The sequence below is a fragment of the Chitinophaga sp. 22308 genome (assembly GCF_052045305.1).
GTDB classification, from domain to species: Bacteria; Bacteroidota; Bacteroidia; order Chitinophagales; family Chitinophagaceae; genus Chitinophaga; species Chitinophaga varians_A.
On sequence record NZ_JBQEOP010000006.1, the window covers coordinates 464613 to 482223 of the forward strand.

8 protein-coding genes and 1 tRNA gene are annotated in these 17611 nt (G+C 47.2%); 1 reads left to right on the forward strand and 8 read right to left on the reverse strand.

What is annotated here, in order from left to right; translation table 11 throughout:
• Nucleotides 1–38: 38 nt before the first annotated feature.
• The 5 genes from asnB to ACTJJS_RS25625 form a co-directional block, all read right to left on the reverse strand.
• Entirely contained in the window at nucleotides 39–1916 is a 1878-nt protein-coding gene (gene asnB, locus ACTJJS_RS25605) for an asparagine synthase (glutamine-hydrolyzing) (RefSeq protein WP_440666106.1), read from the reverse strand.
• A 12-nt stretch (nucleotides 1917–1928) separates the two neighbouring features.
• Entirely contained in the window at nucleotides 1929–8459 is a 6531-nt protein-coding gene (locus ACTJJS_RS25610; RefSeq protein WP_440666108.1) for an amino acid adenylation domain-containing protein, read from the reverse strand.
• An 11-nt stretch (nucleotides 8460–8470) separates the two neighbouring features.
• Nucleotides 8471–10906: an ABC transporter permease gene (locus tag ACTJJS_RS25615; protein WP_440666109.1), complete on the reverse strand. Its 2436-nt coding sequence runs from the start codon at nucleotides 10904–10906 to the stop codon at nucleotides 8471–8473.
• Between the two features lie 7 nt (nucleotides 10907–10913).
• Nucleotides 10914–11453 (reverse strand): UpxY family transcription antiterminator, encoded by a 540-nt coding sequence (locus ACTJJS_RS25620; protein ID WP_168874583.1) that lies wholly within the window; start codon nucleotides 11451–11453, stop codon nucleotides 10914–10916.
• A 655-nt stretch (nucleotides 11454–12108) separates the two neighbouring features.
• Nucleotides 12109–12192 (reverse strand) — tRNA-Leu (locus tag ACTJJS_RS25625).
• 141 nt (nucleotides 12193–12333) lie between these two features.
• Between ACTJJS_RS25625 and ACTJJS_RS25630 the strand changes: the two genes are divergently transcribed.
• Entirely contained in the window at nucleotides 12334–13545 is a 1212-nt protein-coding gene (locus tag ACTJJS_RS25630; protein ID WP_440666111.1) for an NAD(P)-dependent oxidoreductase, read from the forward strand.
• Here ACTJJS_RS25630 and ACTJJS_RS25635 read toward each other — a convergent pair.
• The 3 genes from ACTJJS_RS25635 to tsaD form a co-directional block, all read right to left on the reverse strand.
• Nucleotides 13540–14262 (reverse strand): tRNA1(Val) (adenine(37)-N6)-methyltransferase, encoded by a 723-nt coding sequence (locus ACTJJS_RS25635; protein WP_440666113.1) that lies wholly within the window; start codon nucleotides 14260–14262, stop codon nucleotides 13540–13542. The two genes, ACTJJS_RS25630 and ACTJJS_RS25635, sit on opposite strands and share 6 nt — an antisense overlap.
• A gap of 7 nt (nucleotides 14263–14269) precedes the next feature.
• Entirely contained in the window at nucleotides 14270–16396 is a 2127-nt protein-coding gene (locus ACTJJS_RS25640) for an alpha-L-fucosidase (RefSeq protein ID WP_440666115.1), read from the reverse strand.
• 207 nt (nucleotides 16397–16603) lie between these two features.
• Nucleotides 16604–17608 carry a tRNA (adenosine(37)-N6)-threonylcarbamoyltransferase complex transferase subunit TsaD gene (tsaD, locus tag ACTJJS_RS25645; RefSeq protein ID WP_168874579.1) on the reverse strand — a complete coding sequence of 335 codons (1005 nt, stop codon included), beginning with the start codon at nucleotides 17606–17608 and terminating at the stop codon, nucleotides 16604–16606.
• Nucleotides 17609–17611 lie beyond the last annotated feature (3 nt).

The window sequence follows — 17611 nt, forward strand, 5'->3', positions numbered from 1 at the left end:
TATGATATCAGCTTCGCCAGGCGGCACAGGGATAACACCTAGTTATAATAAGGCATATCAAACTGGTCCAGGAAAATACCAAAGGTTAGTATGATCATCAGCAGATCACTTTCGAACGTCTGATTGATGTTGAAGTTCTCCTGTGTATACATTTTCTTGAGGCGTTCCACCGTATCCGGGTTGAAAAATCCCTGCCGTTTGACGCGGTCATAGGAAAGTATATCATTGATCCATTCGATGTTTTGTTTCATCAGGTAGGGACTGCCCGGGGCGACGAAGCTAAATTTCTCCCGGTTGATGATTTCTTTCGGCAACAGGGAAGAAGCGGCTTTTTTCAATATGTATTTTTCCTCCATATCAAACAATTTCATCGACGGCGGTATTGTCGCCACGTATTTGATTACGTCAATATCGAGGAAAGGATATCTCGCTTCGATTGAGTTAGCGTAGCTGACACGGTCTCCATGGTCTGCTACCAGATGGTCTGATATACGCAGTTTGAAGTCAATATAGGATCTTTTGTGCACCAGGTCACGCCCATTCAGTTTTTCTTTATTAACAAGATGCTCTCTTACGCTGTTAAACTGATTATAGGTATCGTATACTGCTTTGGAGTAAATAGCCTCTTTTATTTCTTCGTCAGCTCTGAAATCCTTTTCATACTTAAAATGTTCATCACCCCAGAGCTTCATCCGTATTTGCTGTTCCAGCATTGCCTCCGTGTCCAGCGGGCCTGTCTTCTCGTGTTGACGTTTCCTGTCAAACCTATATCCTACATAACCCGCGAACAATTCATCTGCGCCTTCGCCTGTCAGAATCACTTTTATATTGTTATTCCTCACCATTTCCGACAATGCCAGGCTACAAGTGTTATATGTTTCCTTCAATGGTGTTTCAGCATGGTAAATCGCATTTTGCAAACGGCCTGCAATATCTTCCCAGTCAAACCGGAAGCGGTTATGGTCCGAATCCAGGTGAGACACCATAAGTTCCTGGTGGCGTGCCTCATCAATACCCTTGTCATTAAATGTAATGGAAAACGAAGACCTGCTGTTTTCCGGCACTATTTTTTTTATCAGTGCCCCCACCAGCGATGAATCCAGCCCTCCGCTAAGATAGAAGCCTACCGGAACATCAGCGTTTAATCTATAGCGCACTGCTTTTTCCAGTACTTCCTGCAAGCCGTCTATGTAATACTGTTCATCCTTATCATAGCTGATTTCTCCTTCCAGGGGATAGTCAAGGTCCCAATATTCCTTTACTTCAGTTTTGTGTTGGTCCTTATACAAATAATGCCCCGGACTCAGTGCATGAATCCCTTCAAACATGGTGGTAGGGCTGACCAATCCCGGGAAAGAGAATATTTGGTCCAGCCCCTGTAGGTTTACCTTCCTTTTTACCAGCGGATGCTGCAGAATGGCCTTTATCTCTGATCCAAAAATCAGTACGTCATCCTGGATAGTATAAAAGAGCGGCGCTATTCCCACATGATCACGAACAAGAAAAATGCTGTTCCTGATTTTGTCATATATAGCGAAAGCAAACTGTCCGTTCAGCATATTGACAAAATCAATTCCATATTCTTCATACAGATGTATGATCACTTCCACATCGCAATTAGTCTTAAACGAGTGCCCTTTTTGCTGCAGTTGGCTTCTAAGCTCCTTATAGTTATATATCTCCCCGTTACAAATCATTACTTTAGATGCATCCTCATTGAACAGAGGCTGGTTACCGCTACTCAGGTCAATAATGGAAAGCCTTCTGAACCCCAATCCCACTCCGGATTCCGGCAAGATAAAATACCCGCAGTCATCCGGGCCTCTATGTATAAGTTTTTCTGACATATCAGCCAAAAGCGCCTTGTTAAGCGGATGTCTTTTTTGAACATCATAGATACCGGTAATACCGCACATAAGTACATTATTTTAAAAACTGTCATCAATATTAATAAGGGTAGCGTCTTTAAAGGAGCTATGTTCTTCCCGGGTTACCTCATCCTGGAAATGCAACCTGAGTGCCCGCATTTGTATCTCCGGATCAGCCAGCACAATTTGTGTCATTTTTAGTAAGTCCCCGGCCATCCTGGTAATGAGCGGTCCATTGAACAGCCTGGTGCTGTATTCTATTTCTACTGCCAGGTGACTGACCGCTTCCCGGAAAAAAAAGCTAAGTCCTAATTTACTTATCGGATTATAAATTCTCAGGTCCTGTAATCTTAGCGTATGTGCATTACCGTTGAATCCGTTTATTATATCTGTCAACCGGTCTTCCTGATGTACTACCAACACGTCATAAAATGGGTTATCCGGGGATGACCGATGTCCGTGCAGTTCCTCTACAAGCTTATCATAGGGATATTGCTGATGCTTCATAGCATGTGCGATCTCTTCTTTTACGTTTTTCAGCAACATCGCGAAAGTATCTCCGGGAGCTATCGCTGTTTGTAAAACAATATTATTCAGAAACAGCCCGACAACCGTTTCAAGCTCTTTCAGTGTCCGTCCTGAAAACGGGCTTCCTACGGTAATTAGCGGCTGACCTTTCGCATAGGTATACAACAGTACTTTGACCACCGACAGTAGCAAAGCATAGGAAGTGGTGGCATACTGTGTACAAAACTGCCGGATCTTCTTTATTACATCTTGCGGCCATACCTCCAGTATAGTAGCTCCGGACACGGTAGGAACAGCATCCTCTTGCCTGATGGAAAAATGCTGTAAAAGATGGGGAGTATCCGTTATTTTTTTAAGCCAGTAAGCGCTGCTTTCAGCGCCTGTGTGATCGTTCAGTAACTGCTGCTGCCAGTATACATAATCCGTATAATCAACGTCCGCCGGCTTTACATGCCGGGCAGACGCCCCTCCCGATTTTAGCTCATAATACAATTCGAATAATCCTGCAGCCAGGATATTCATAGATAGCCCATCACATATAATATGATGAATATTAAAGAAAATAACCTGTTCTTCACCTGCCAGTTTATATACCACAACTCTTATCAGTGGCCATACCGACAGGTCGAATGGCCGCCGCAGCTGCGTGTATATTTCCTTCTTCAGCATTCCGTTTGTGAGCGCATCCTTCTCCATGACTGCTACCTCCGCAGCAAATCCTCCAGGAGCTAAAGCATACACCCGTTGCTTGATATCTCCTTCGGTTTCTACAAATGTCGTTCTCAACATCTCGTGTTTTGCGATCATGATGTCCATTGCCTGATTAAGCACATCGACATCCAGGTTTCCCGTCACTTTGTAGCTGGCAGTTATTACATAGGCGTTTTCATTCTGTTGTTTTTGTGTGAGAAGCCACATTCTGCGTTGTGCATAGGATAAATCATAATAAAGTCTGGGAGGGACTTTCTCCAATCCTTTCACATTAAATGGCCGGGCCGCGAGAGCAGCCATAAGCGAGCGTACCGTCGGATACATAAAAAGATCTGCCAGGCTCACATCAACCCTTAGCAGTCCTATAAGTGCATGTAAGACACGGGTTCCGAGAATGGAATTTCCACCGCGTTCAAAAAAGTTAGCATCAATATCATTGATCTCCTGTTCCAATACTGCTGACCATAGTTTAAGTATTTCTGCCTCTGTACTGTTTCGGGAAGTAGTATACTGCTTCGAGACATCCTGTTGATGTATATCTATGATGGCCAATAACGCCTTGCTGTCTACCTTTCCGTTCCCGGTCAACGGCATCCGGTCCAGATAAGTCAGCCACAGCGGCAACATATAGGCAGGTAATTGACTCCTGAGAGCAGTCAGCAGGCTTTCTTTTTCAATTTCTTTATCAGCAGTATAAAATCCATATAATTTCAGCTTATCATCCCTGTCGTCCTTAATTATTGCGGCGTCTTTTATTCCTGGCGTATGCAGCAATGCCTGCTCAATCTCTCCGATTTCCACTCTATAGCCATGTAGCTTTACCTGTTCATCTTTTCGTCCCAGGAACACCAATTCCCCTGCTGAGTTCCACCTTCCGAGGTCGCCGGTACGATAGAGCCGTTCACTGGTAAATGTGTGGTTACCAAATACCAGCCCTGTTTGTTCGGGATCATTAACATATCCCAATGCCAGTCCTTTACCGCCAATATATATTTCGCCGATGCCTCCCTTTACCTGCAAATCACCATGTGCGTCCACAATATAGATGTTGCGATTCTCGATAGGCTTGCCGATCAGGGAAGCGTTTTCAATTGAGCCGACTTTATAATAGGTTGCACAGACAGTTGTTTCTGTAGGGCCATACGTATTATAAACTGATACGGCCGGCAACAGTCTATCTATATGAGCTGCCTTCAATTTATCTCCCCCGCTGATTAATATCCGTAGTTTATTCAGGAAAAAATCCTTTTTATTTAGTTCATATATGACCATTGGCGTAGTGCTCACCACGGTTACGTCATGCATAGTTATCCGGTCGATGAGCCCTTCGATGTCCCGTCCGCCCTCTTCAGCGATAACGACACTACCTCCGGCTGTCAATACCGGAAATATCTCTTCCATGGCAATGTCAAAAGCGATAGTAGCCTGGTGCAATACTTTATCAGCAGAAGTGATCTCAAAATATCTGACAAAAGTATTGGCATAGTCCACAAGGGAGCCATGGCTGATGATCACCCCTTTCGGTTTCCCGGTGGATCCGGAAGTGTATAGGATATAAGCCGGATCTTCCTGGTAACAGCGACTGTCTTCAGAAGTGTCTGCCGCCGTCCGGGGCGTACTATCGGTACTGAACAGCACGTTTACACCTCCTATCGTATCCAGTAATGGCCGGGTTTCTGTATTGGCAAATACAAATTTGACAGCCGCATCCTCTATGATATATTGTATACGCGCAACCGGATAAGCAGTATCGATAGGCACATAGACAGTACCTGCTTTCATAATCCCCAGCATTAATATGATTGCTTCGGCGGAGCGGGGTATTAAAACGCCGATAGGGTCTCCTTTGACTGCTCCTTTCTTTTGCAGCAGCGCCACAACCCGGTCAACTTCCACGGTCAGCTCATGGTAGGTGACTGACCTCTCTTGGGCTATGACAGCTATGGCGTCGGGACGTTGTAATGCATGCTTGGCGATCATTGCGCAGGCAGGAGTGAACACGTCCCCGCGTTTGTTGCCCCGGCCCCAGGTCAACAGCTGCACGTGCTCTTCGCCGGACAACAATGGTATGTCCAGTATGGGTACATCTGTTTTCCGGACCAGGCCCGCACACAAATTTTTGTAGTGTTCCAGCAACCTTTCCACCGCCTGCTCCGATATCAGGTTGCTGTTATATCTGAGATTCAAATTGACTGCTTCGCCGGGATGCCCGATGATAAATTCAAAAATCATGTTAGCAGGCGTTGTATTGACGGGGAGCTCATTGGGAGTGATATTCAGACCGCTTTTCTCCATTCCCTGCAGGCTGGGAAGCTCAGCGAAGTTCTGAAAGAGGACAAAGATATCTGGTGCCACCCAGGACAGCTCTCCTTCATCAGCTATTTGTTCCAATAGTCCATCCAAATACAATACCTGATGGTCAAGGCTCTCTATTACTGCTGTCCTTACTTTCTGCAGGAGGGATTCAAAAGTATCTGCTCTGCCCGCCTCTATTCCTAAAATAGCCTGGTTCAGCAAACATCCGGTCATTTGTTCCAGCAGATGACTGTTCCGACCTGAGGTATTTATACCCAGGTGAACTTTGGGTTGTGCGGTATACCTGAACAACAGGGCCCGCAATACTGCCAGCAGGCCCATGAAAAGAGTGGCCTCCTGTGTTTTGCAGTAGCTGTCGACAGACCCGATCAGTTCAACGGGCAACTGCGTAGTCACTTGTCCTCCTTTGAATGACAGCAAGGCAGTTTTCCTGTTGTATACAGGCAGTTCAGGCTGTATTAACCCATCCAGGAGCTGCTTTCTCCAGTAGTCCATGTCCTTCTGAAAGTACCGGGCCGGCTGGCTGTTGTACCATGAGATGAATGCAGAGGTGGCGGCAGCTTTTTGCCGTTCCGGTAATACGGCGCCTGACACGGCGGCATTATAATCTTCGGTGAGCTCATTGGCAAATATGGTCAGAGACCAGCCATCTGCTATGATATGATGAAAGACCAGTGAAAGCAGGCTCTCCGTCTGGCCATACCGGGCAATACAACATCTCATTAGTGGTGCGGCTGTTAGATTAAACGGTCTGTTTACCGCCGTCATCATCCATTCGTTTGCCACTCCAACCGGGTTCGCTTCTCCGGACATATCCATTATTTCAATCTCATTACTCAACGGCAGTTCCTGCACCTGTAGCATGGGGTCATTCTCCTTCAGCAGGAACGAAGACCGCAGGCATTCATGCCGGAGTATCAATCTGTTGACGGCCGTCTCCAAAGCGGCTATTTGTATATGTCCCTTTACAGATGCTGATAAGGCGATATTCAATGCACTTTTACTCTCCTCATTGTACTGATGCAGGTACCAGAACTTACGCTGCATGGGCAGCATTTTGCCTGCTTCATCAGGCATTCCCACTGTCTGCCCGGTGTACACTGTTACCTCCACTGGAGATCGCTGAGCTTCCAGCAGTGCTGCCAGCTTGCTGATGGAAGGATACACGAACAGGTCTTTTACAGTGAGGTTTGTGTCAAAGTCAATCCTCAACCTGTTCAACAATGACATGGCCTGCAGGCTGTTCAATCCCATTTCAACGAAAGATTGCCCGGGCTCCGGCACTACTCCGAAAAGGTAGTTCCATACTGCGGCGAGTTTTTCCTTTACATTGGTATTTATATGGGTGGATGTGAATAGTGTGCGTAATTCCTGCCGGATTTTATCAAATTCCCCTGTTTGATATTGTTTCACCAGGGCAAAATTCCTGATCTTCCCACTAGTGGTTTTAGGGATTTTCTTTACCGGCAATACATCATCCGCAATAAGCCCGGTGGCATCGAGGACAAATTTTTTCACGCTTTGCGCAACCGGCAGGAAACCAGCCAATGTTCCTTTGTATAATATAAAAACAATCAGGGTGGTCCGTCCATCCAGATCAGGAACACCGCAGGCGACAACCTTTCCTGGTTCGAGGCCGGGGACCTTTTCAGCCGCTCTTTCTATGTCTTGTGGATAATAATTCTGACCATTTATAATTATAATATTTTTTTCTCTGCCTGTCAGAAATAACATATCACCGCGAAAGAAGCCAATATCACCTGTTTTCAGCCAATTATCCGCTGTAAATAATTCCGCGGACCGTACCTCGTCATTGTAGTATCCCCGTGTCACATTTCCTCCCTTTATCTGCACATGTCCGATATGCCCCTCGGGAAGTATGACGCCGGCTTTATCACAGACGCGCACTTTGCAGTGAATAATAGGATAACCTACTCCAACAAACGCCACACCGTCCTGCGGATATTCCGCTTCCTGAATACACTCCCCTACCTGCAGATGATTTCTATCCAGGTTTAATACAACAAGTGGTTGGTCCAATTCTGATAAAGTGACCGCCACAGAAGCCTCTGCCAGTCCATATCCGGGAAACACTACGTTTTTCTTCAGCTTATACGGCGTCAATGCTTCTACAAACTGCCGGCATATTTCATAAGAGATCGGTTCTGCGCCGTTATAAATTAATTTCACGGACGACAAGTCCCATTCCGGTACCCCGGGCAACCTTTCCAGCGCCTGCAGGAAATAATGATAACCGAAGTTGGGCGAGTACAGGTGGGTTGCACCGTATTCACCTGCTTTACTGATCCACATAACCGGTCGTCTGATAAACAGCGATGTAGGGATGAGGTATTGGTTGATATTTGCCGTAAGGCTGCTCAGGTGAAAACAGATCATTCCCATATCATGCGTCAACGGCATCCAGCTTAGAGATCTGGCATTGCTGTCCATTCCGGATGCACTGATGATATCCTTTGTATTTGTTATCAAATTATCATGTGTCAATATAACGCCTTTAGGATCGCCTGTCGAGCCGGAAGAGAACTGTATAAAAGCGATATCGTCACCAGTTGTTACCGCCACAGGGGCCAAAGGGCCTGATGTCTTCAGCTCTTCCCATACAATGCTGCGTGTTGGCAATTCCTGTAGTCCTTCCGCCACCATGATGTCCCGGATATCTTCCAACTGCTTTTTGTCGGTGAACAGATAAGGATGGTTTAATTTTTTCCAGACCGCTGTCAGCTTAACTTTATGAGAGGCTTTACTTTCTACGGACAGCGGCACAGGAATAAATTTTCCGATCACACAAGCCCAGAAGGCGATTAATAAGGTCTTATTATCTTCGATCTGTAAGACGATCTCATTCCCTTTTGCAACACCTTTTTCCTGTAGCTGATGCAACATACATTGCGCCGCATGCAGCAGTTGCCGATACGACATCAGTTCACTGTCATGCTCACTATTGATCAGAGTTATTCCCACGGAGTTTCCGATCGCTGCATTATGTAGCAGGCAATCGATGATATTGACATTCATAAAATCCTTGACTATTCGTTACGGAGAGACTGTATAGGCGTGTTGTTGGCAGCTTTTATAGACTGGTAGACAGTTGTAAAAAGTGTTATCAGGGTGATTAACACAATAGTAAGCAGGTAGATCCATACGCTTAGGGTTATATGCACGGTATATCCGGACAACCATTTACTCATGCTGATGTGAATAATCGGTATCGCAATAACAATGACAATGGCCAGTATTTTAACAACCTTCAGGCTGAGCAGCTTCACGATATCAAACGTGGTGGCACCCAATGATTTCCTGATACCGATCTCACGTTTGCGCTGTATGGTTTCGTACAGGGTAAGGCCAAACAGTCCGAGGCAGGCGATCAGCGAAGCAAGTATCGTTGATAAAATAAAAATCTTCTTAAAGCGTATCTCGTCCTGGTACTGTTTATCATAAGAGTCCTGTACAATAAAGTATTCGAAAGAGTTCCCCGGGAAAAAGTTGTCCCATTCCGCCCGGCAATATTTAATGACATCTGAAAAATTATCAGCGTTATCAATTTTTACCGTGACATACGATCTCGGGACATATCGGAAAACGTATGCGGTAGGAGAAATATCTCTTTTCAGGGATAAGTTGTAGTAATTTTTAATAACGCCTACGATATCCCTTTCGTTATCCCAAAGTACCAGTTTCTTCTTAAGTGCGTCATCAGCATTGTCCATTCCCAGGTACTTAACTGCCGCTTCGTTCAGGATAATGCTCCTTCCACCGTCAGCAGGAAACTCATCAGCGTAGAATCTGCCGGCTTTCAGCTGGATCTGGAAAGTGTTCATAAAATCCTGGTCTACTCCCGCCACTTCAATCTCCCTGGACTTGAATACTTCCTCATTGCTCAACCGGACAGGCTCTTTCCAATAATTTTCCTTACTTGAAACAGTCGTGGTAAAGCTCACGTTCGTGATATTCTTATTGCGACTAAGGTCATGTTTAAATCCTTCGAATAGTAGTTTATAGGGGATGGTATCATTGGAGAAAACACGAGGGGATTCAATAGCCAGCATTCGTTCGATATTTATGCCCTTATTCATGCTGAGCATAAAGTTTATCTGCCGGTAGATAACCAGGGTAACTCCTATCAGCATCATCGTAATCAGGAACTGAAAGGCTACCAGCGCTTCTCTTAAAAAGATATCCCGTGGGGAGCGTTTAAATTTACCTTTCAATATGGACACCGGCATAAAAGAAGACATCAATGTAGCAGGATATATCCCTGTAATAAAAACACCACACAGAAAAATGGCTCCTATTATTATCCAGGTACCTGTATGCCGGAGCGGGGCTTCTGCGAATAATTGTGTATTCAGATAATTAAACAGAAGTGGAGGAAGCACCAGCAGGAATACAATAGCGATGATAACAGCTGCCAGGTTGGTGATGGTATTTTCCAGCAGGAATCTTTTCATCAGCTCTCCGCGTTCAGCTCCCAGCACTTTTTGAATCCCTACTTCCTTGGCCCGTTCGAAAGCTTTAATGGTGGTCAGGTTCACATAGTTTATCCAGGCAATTAGCAGAATAATGACCCCTGCCAGCAGGAAGAAATAAAGTGTTTTATCACTGGTCGCCGGTTTTATTTCATGTAGCAGATCAGATGCCGTGTGAATGGACCTTAAAGGTTGCAGGAAAAGTGTTTCTTTACGTCCCGCTTTAGCCAGCCGCTCTCCTTTTATAGCTGTGGCGATAGTATTTATTTTATGTTCTACACTGCCTGCTTTCGTATCAGGGTCCAGCCGGATATAGGTGTAAAACTCGTTCCAGTCCAGGCTGTTTTCAGCAGAGTCCCGCCCCGTAATGTGATAAAGTGTGCTATAAGAGAAAAGGAACTCCAGCCTCAGGTGTGAATTTTCCGGCAGATCGGCCATGATCCCTGTGATATTAAATACTTCCTTTCCATCGAAAATAATTGTTTTTCCAAGAGCGCTTTCATTTCCAAAATATTTCCTTTGAGCAGCAGCCGTAATAACAGCCGTATTAGGCTCTTTAAGGGCAGTCTGTTTATCACCGTTTATTAACGGGAAGGAAAAGAAATCAAAGAAATGTGGATCAGCATAAAATATCTTAAATTCTTTAAACCTGGTATCCTTTTTATCCTCTCTTCCTATAAATCCATTTTCGCCTTTCAGCCTGACATAGTCTTTGATAGCAGGAATGTCTGCTTTCAAAGCAGGTGCCAGCCCGGAATAAGCCATGGCATCAGCAGATGACAGTTTACCTTCCTGATAATTGTTTACCGCTATACGATAGATATTCTCTCCGTTATTATGAAAACGGTCATAACTAAACTCATAGCTCACATACAGGAAAATAAACAGACTGGTAGTGATACCGATGATTAACCCTATTAAATTAATAGTAAAATAGAGCTTATTCCTACCAATGTTTCTAAGGAAAATATTTAAATAGATACCATTTCGCATAACTCTTTCAATACGTTTTACAGGTCATGTCCTTAACGGATAGTTGAGCATTCAGGTGCCCGGCCTCAACATCCACAATAATGTTCCGTTGCAACAGTTCTATTCTTACCAGGGCCAGATTCTTATTTTTATAGGAGATCATTTCACATTGTAATCCGGCGAGTGCTCCTTTTTGAATGATCAACTTTTCCCCGGGCGAAAAGTGATCATATGAAATTTCGATATTCTTCGCATTCGCAGCAATGATCTTAACATTGTCAATTACTTCCGGTGCAAGAATGGCCTTCCTTTTTCCAAACTTAACATACGATACAGCTCCGTCCAGATCTTGTCCTGCAAACAGCTCGTTGACAGTATTAGGATGGACAAAAACATAAGACGGGAACATGGGATTTTCGATCGTTTTTTTTCTATCACTTCGTTGGCTTACTGTTTTAATGGTTGGCAGGAAATGATCAATTCCGAGACCAGCCAGCGATCCTACCACCTTTCGTTCTTGTCGTGGCTTGGTATAAATTAAATACCAACCGGGGATAAACGTACTCATAACAAACATTTTGAAATATTCAAGAAAGACAGTTAATTATTACAGAAATGGAGGGTGCTTAGCTGAAATTTTCGCAGATGAGATTTCGGTGCATGATTTGGAGACAAGGCATAGCTGCCGCTACGATGAGTGCCATTTGGGCATCTTAAGGTTATCTTGAGACGATTTCAATGCATCTATATTGGTGGACTAACACATTGATGATCTAACATAAGCAACTACAATTGTAACTACCTGGTCAGCATAGGTCTGAGTTTTACTGTTAAACTAACTGATGTTACAGATCAGTCAGTCGGGTTAATTTCATTTAACGAAATACGCTGTTGAAGATAAAGTATTTTAAAAATACCACCAACTTTTTTTTGCAAATATTATGAGATGATATTCATCGCCTAACTACGCTTACGGCTATACGTTTTTTTTCGCATTCCTGTCCCCGTCAAAAGAGTAAAATATTCTGCTGTGATCACTACAATTGTAGAGCTGCTGTGGCTTTGGCCTATTTTGAGTGCGTCAAAATGATGTGTCAGGTAAGTGCCGGAATAAATGTCAGAGAAAAACGGGAGTAAGTGTATGAATATAAAGACGGTAGGAATGCAAACAATGGGAAATAAAAAAGCCTTCATAATACTTTGATTATGAAGGCTTTATCTTGTGCCCAGAACAGGAATCGAACCTGCACTCCGTTGCCGAAACAAGATTTTGAGTCTAGCGCGTCTACCAATTCCGCCATCTGGGCAATCTTTTTCAAGACCTTTTCCGCGTCAAGCGGGATGCAAATGTAGAAAAACTTTTATTAATCCGCAAAATATATTTTCAAAAAAATATTCGTGTAAGCCTCCCGGTTACAAAAGCATTAAAAATTGCAGTAAATTCAAAGATGGAAAAAAGGATTGCTATAGGCCTCATCCGGGAAGAAAAACAACCACACGACAACCGCGTGGCCTTTACACCCCGGCAGTGCCAATGGATCATGGAACATTACCCCCAGGTACAGGTACTGGTGCAGCCTTCCCCGCACCGCTGCTTCCGCGACGAGGAATACCGCAAGGCAGGCATCACGCTGCAGGAAGACCTCAGCGAGTGTGCGCTCCTGCTTGGCATCAAGGAAGTCCCCCCGGAACACCTGCTCACGGGCAAGACCTATCTTTTCTTCAGTCACACCAAGAAAAAACAACCGCACAACCGGCGTATGCTGCAGGTGGTCCTGGAAAAAAACATCACGCTGATCGATTATGAATGCCTCGTACATCCCGACGGGCAAAGGATTCTGGGCTTCGGCTTCTTCGCCGGCGTGGTAGGCGCCCACAACGGACTGCTGGCCCTCGGCAGGAAAACCGGCGCCTTCACCTTCAAACCGGTACATACCTGCCACGATTTCCAGGAACTGATCACCCATTATTTCGGCGTCAAACTCCCCCCGATGAAAATCGTGGTCACCGGCTCCGGCCGCGTGGCAGCGGGCGTACTGGAGATCATGGGACTGCTCGGCATCAAATACATCCCGCCGGAAGAGTACCTGGTCAACCAATACGCCTACCCCGTTTACACGCAACTGAAAGCAGGGGAACTATACCTGCGGAAAAATGATAAAACCTACAGCCGGGCCGATTTTCATGCGCACCCGGAAGCCTACGAGTGCCGCTTCCTGCCATATGTAACCGTCAGCGACGTGCTGATGAACGGCATCTACTGGGACCACAACATCCCTCCCCTGTTCAATGCGGCGGACCTCAAAAAGGAAAACTTCCACATCAAAGTGATCGCGGACATCACTGACGACACCAACGGCTCCGTGCCCTGCAACCTGGGCGACAGTACCATCGAAGACCCGGTGTACGGCGTCATAAAGGACACGATGGAGCAAACAGCCCCTTATCTGCCGGACACGGTAGACATGATGTGCGTCAGCAACCTGCCCAACGAACTGCCCCGGGACGCCTCCCAGTATTTCGGTGACCAGATCATGAAATATGTCTTTGAGGAATTATTGAAGTCTCACAGCATCATGATCGAAAACGCAACCATCGCGGCCAATGGCCTGCTTACGCATCATTTTGAATACCTGGACGACTATGTGCATCCGCTATAACTTGAGGTAGTAAGGCCTTAACAGGTTTTCAAAGGCCGGGGTGTAACGGTTGTTTTCATCATAAACAGACAGTTCCGAAGTCTGCGCCTCTCCCGCTGTTCTGCTGAAAATGCCTACTGCACGGAAATACCCGTGTTTAACACTCTGCTTTACCAGTAATACTTTCCGCAGATGATAACCTTTCGCGGATGCCAGCTCCCGGAACAATTCAAACTGCACATAGGGCAACAGTACGGAACATTCCCCTTCCGGCGCCAGCTGCCGGTCTATCGCAGCCAACAGCTCTTCATACCCCAGGTTGGTGGCATGCATGGCCTGGTCCTTCTGCGCATGGCCGCTCTTTAAGGCCGTTTCATAAAAAGGCGGATTGGTGACAATAAAGTCAAACGGCGTGACTGCCGTCATTGTTCGTATATCCTGCTGCGTTAGCACCAGCCGGTCGGCCCACGGCGATGCCTGAAAATTGGCGGCTGCCTGCATGGCGGCGCCAGGGTCCAGCTCCACGGCGGTAACGGGAACGGCTATCTGCTGCGCTATCATCAGGCTCAACAGCCCCGTGCCGGCGCCAATATCCAGTATAGCCGATACCGTTAGGGCGCCTGAAGCCAGGTACTGCGCCGTGAAAGCGCCTTGTATACAGGCATCTGTACACACCTTCATGGCGCAGTGCTCCTGGTCTATGTTAAATTGTTTAAATCGGAAATAGCTGTTCCCCATGCTGTTATTACTCCATCACAATTGATAAATTCGGCATCCGGAGATTGCGGTGTACAGACACCGGCTTCGCCTGCCTTACTTCTATGGCCTGCTCACGGTTACCGCCGTGCAACTGCTGCGGCAGCTGTTGCACGTACATCTCCTGTGGCACCTGGCGGTGAATGCCCCAGACCGGTGTTTTGGCAAAACGGCTGTAAAACTTCACCACCAGCTGGTTTTTCCCGGCTTTCAAAGGCAACAGCAGCACTTCCCGCTGTGTACCGCCCCGCTCAGGATTGTTATATACCACCTGCTCTTCACCGTTCAAATATACGGCAATCCCATCGCCGCTGGTAAACCCAACCAGGTAGTCGCCGGCGGCTGCCGCCGTAATTTCCTGCAACACATACCATCCCAGGTTACGGTCGCCGGGCATGGTGTACACGCTGTCGTTCTTCCAGTCGGCATGCAGCTCCCACGGCTTGCCCGCTTTGGCTGACAAGGGTTTGCTTAAGTCAATATTTTTCAGGTCCCCGTGCGTGCCGTCAATGTCTGACCAATAAGGACCGGAATAATACATCGGTCCCCATTGCAGTTGCGCTGCAGAGTTGTTGAGCGGTTTTACAGTGCCGTTGTTGAGCACTACTTCCTGCGGTACGCCGTTGAGCGTAACCTGCATGGTCTTGCCCTGTTCTGCTGCGCTGTACACTACGCTCATATGTGCCGGCCGCGCGCTGGTAAAGGCCCAGCGGTCGCCCACCTGGCTGCGGTAATAGCTGTCATAATCAATACCGGAAAAACTATACAGCGGAATGGCGTTGTGCCTGTTCAGCACGGCCGGATTTTTCAGCAGGTGCAACGGGGTGATGCGCACGCCTCCCTTACAGGTGAGCGCCAGTACCTGCACGGATTGCCCGGGCAACTGAAACCCAGCGGGCAACTGTACAATGGTGGCGCCATCGCGGGTAGTGACTTTGCAGGACAGTTTTTTGTTGCCGTCCAGCAGCTGCACCTGCGTGACAGGGCTGGCCAGTCCGGGTAGTACGATCGTGCCGCCGGCAGGCATCTGCAACAGGTGCAGGTATAACTTGCCGGGTTTGGTGGTCACTTCGCCCCAGGCGAAAGTAGTATCGAAAGGATTGGCCTGCGCGCTGTAAATAGCTTCGCCATTGCGTTCCAGCCACTGGCCGTTGCGCAGCAGCACGTCTTTTTCAAAGTCCACTACGGAACCATCGCCACGCGGCCCGATGTTCAACAGGTAGTTACCGCCACGGCTCACCACTTTGATAAGGCCTAACAGTTTCTCATGGGCTTTATCTGCGGCAGGGCCATGCTGCTGCCAGGAACGGTAGCCCCACGTTTCATCGTATACAGAGGCGGGCGTCTGCCACGCGGACGCTATCTTATAGTCAGGATATTGATTGTCGCCCATCACGCAAAAATCGCCGGCATCATTGCCTAAGCGGCCACTGACCATACAACCGGGCTGCAGCCGGTGTACAATGTCCGCCAGCTCCCGGCTCTGGTCTGCTGTCAGAGAGCCCATATCAAACCAGATTTCTGATACCGGACCATAATTGGTCATCAGCTCTGTTACCTGGTTTTTATTGAATTGATGATGCTCGGGCGTAATAGGATCACTATTGCTGCTGGAGATAGGATATGCCTGCGGATAATGCCAGTCTATCAGCGAAAAATATAATCCGAACTTCAGTCCGTGCCGGTGACAGGCTTCTGCCAGCTCCTTCAGCACGTCCCGGTGCAACGGCGTAGCGTCCACCACGTTATAGTCGGTGTAACGGGAATGGAACATACAAAAACCATCATGATGTTTGGAGGTCATCACCACCGATTTCATGCCCGCCGCCTTCGCCAGCAGTACAATGGAATCAGCGTTCCAGTGCGCAGGGTTAAAACGTTTGGCCACATCGCCGTACACATCGCTGTAAATACCGGCATGTGCTTGTATCTGTTCACTGTAGCCGCGGGTCACGGGCTTGCCCTCCCATACGCCTCCCAGCGTGGAATAAATGGCTCCCCAGTGAATAAACATGGAATACTTCTGGTCCTTCCAGCTATGCTGTAAGGTGGTGTCCTGTGCATAACCGGCCACTGTCAGGGATAATGCCCACAAAAAAATGCTGATCTTCTTCATATAACTAACGTGTACTTGCTGTTTCATTTGGCTTTGCTGTCTCTCCGCTCTTTCGCACTGGTTTAAAGCTAAATCGTTTAACGTACATAAAGGGATACCATCTTCTCTTTTTATAGTGGTAAATAAACATCGTGCCCTGTACGGCATAGCTGTTGGTGCCGGCAAGGTGTGCCGGCAGGGCATGTCCGGCCGACGGACAACGGATGGTTAAAAGGCGGCCCTTGCAGTGGGCACAGCGTCCAGTGCGGTAAATGCGCCAGCCAGGTACTTGTAGTATGCGGCAATGGCGATCATACCGGCATTGTCAGTACAATATTCAAACTTGGGAATAAAAGTGCGCCAGCCGTATTTTTCACCATGCTCCTGCAGTGCTTTCCGCAGGCCGCTGTTGGCGCTGACGCCGCCGGCAATGGCCACGTCACGGATGCCCGTTTCCTGGGTGGCCTTCAATACTTTATTGAGCAGGATGCTGATAATACGCTGTTGAATGGAAGCACAGATGTCCGGCAGGTTCTTTTCAATGAAAGCCGGGTCCTGCTGCTGGTTTTCCTGTAGGAAATAAAGGATGGCCGTCTTCAGGCCGCTGAAACTGAAGTTCAGCTCGGGAATACGCGGCTCCGGGAATTTGAATCGGCCAGGGTCGCCAGTTTGGGCATATTTATCTATCAACGGGCCTCCGGGATAAGGCAACCCCAGCAACTTGGCGCTCTTGTCAAAAGCTTCACCGGCAGCATCGTCAAGGGTTTCACCGATAACGCGCATGCTCAGCGGGCTTTCACACAGCACAATCTGTGTATGCCCTCCGGAAACGGTCAGACAGAGAAAAGGGAAATCAGGCTTGGGATCGTCAATGAAATTGGCCAAAACATGCGCCTGCATATGGTGTACGCCGATCAACGGCTTGTTGAGGGCCATGGCCATGGATTTGGCGAAACAGCTGCCTACCAGCAAAGAGCCTATGAGGCCGGGCGATTGTGTAAAGGCGATGGCGCTCAGTTCCTCCGGCTTCACCCCCGCTGTACGCAGGGCAATGTCCACTACCGGCACTATGTTCTCCTGGTGCGCACGGGAGGCCAGTTCCGGGATCACGCCACCGTATTGTTCATGTATCTTCTGATTCGCTATATGGTTGGACAGCACCTTTCCATCTTCCAGCACCGCTGCGCCGGTATCATCACAGGAAGATTCTATCGCTAGTATTTTCACTGACATAAG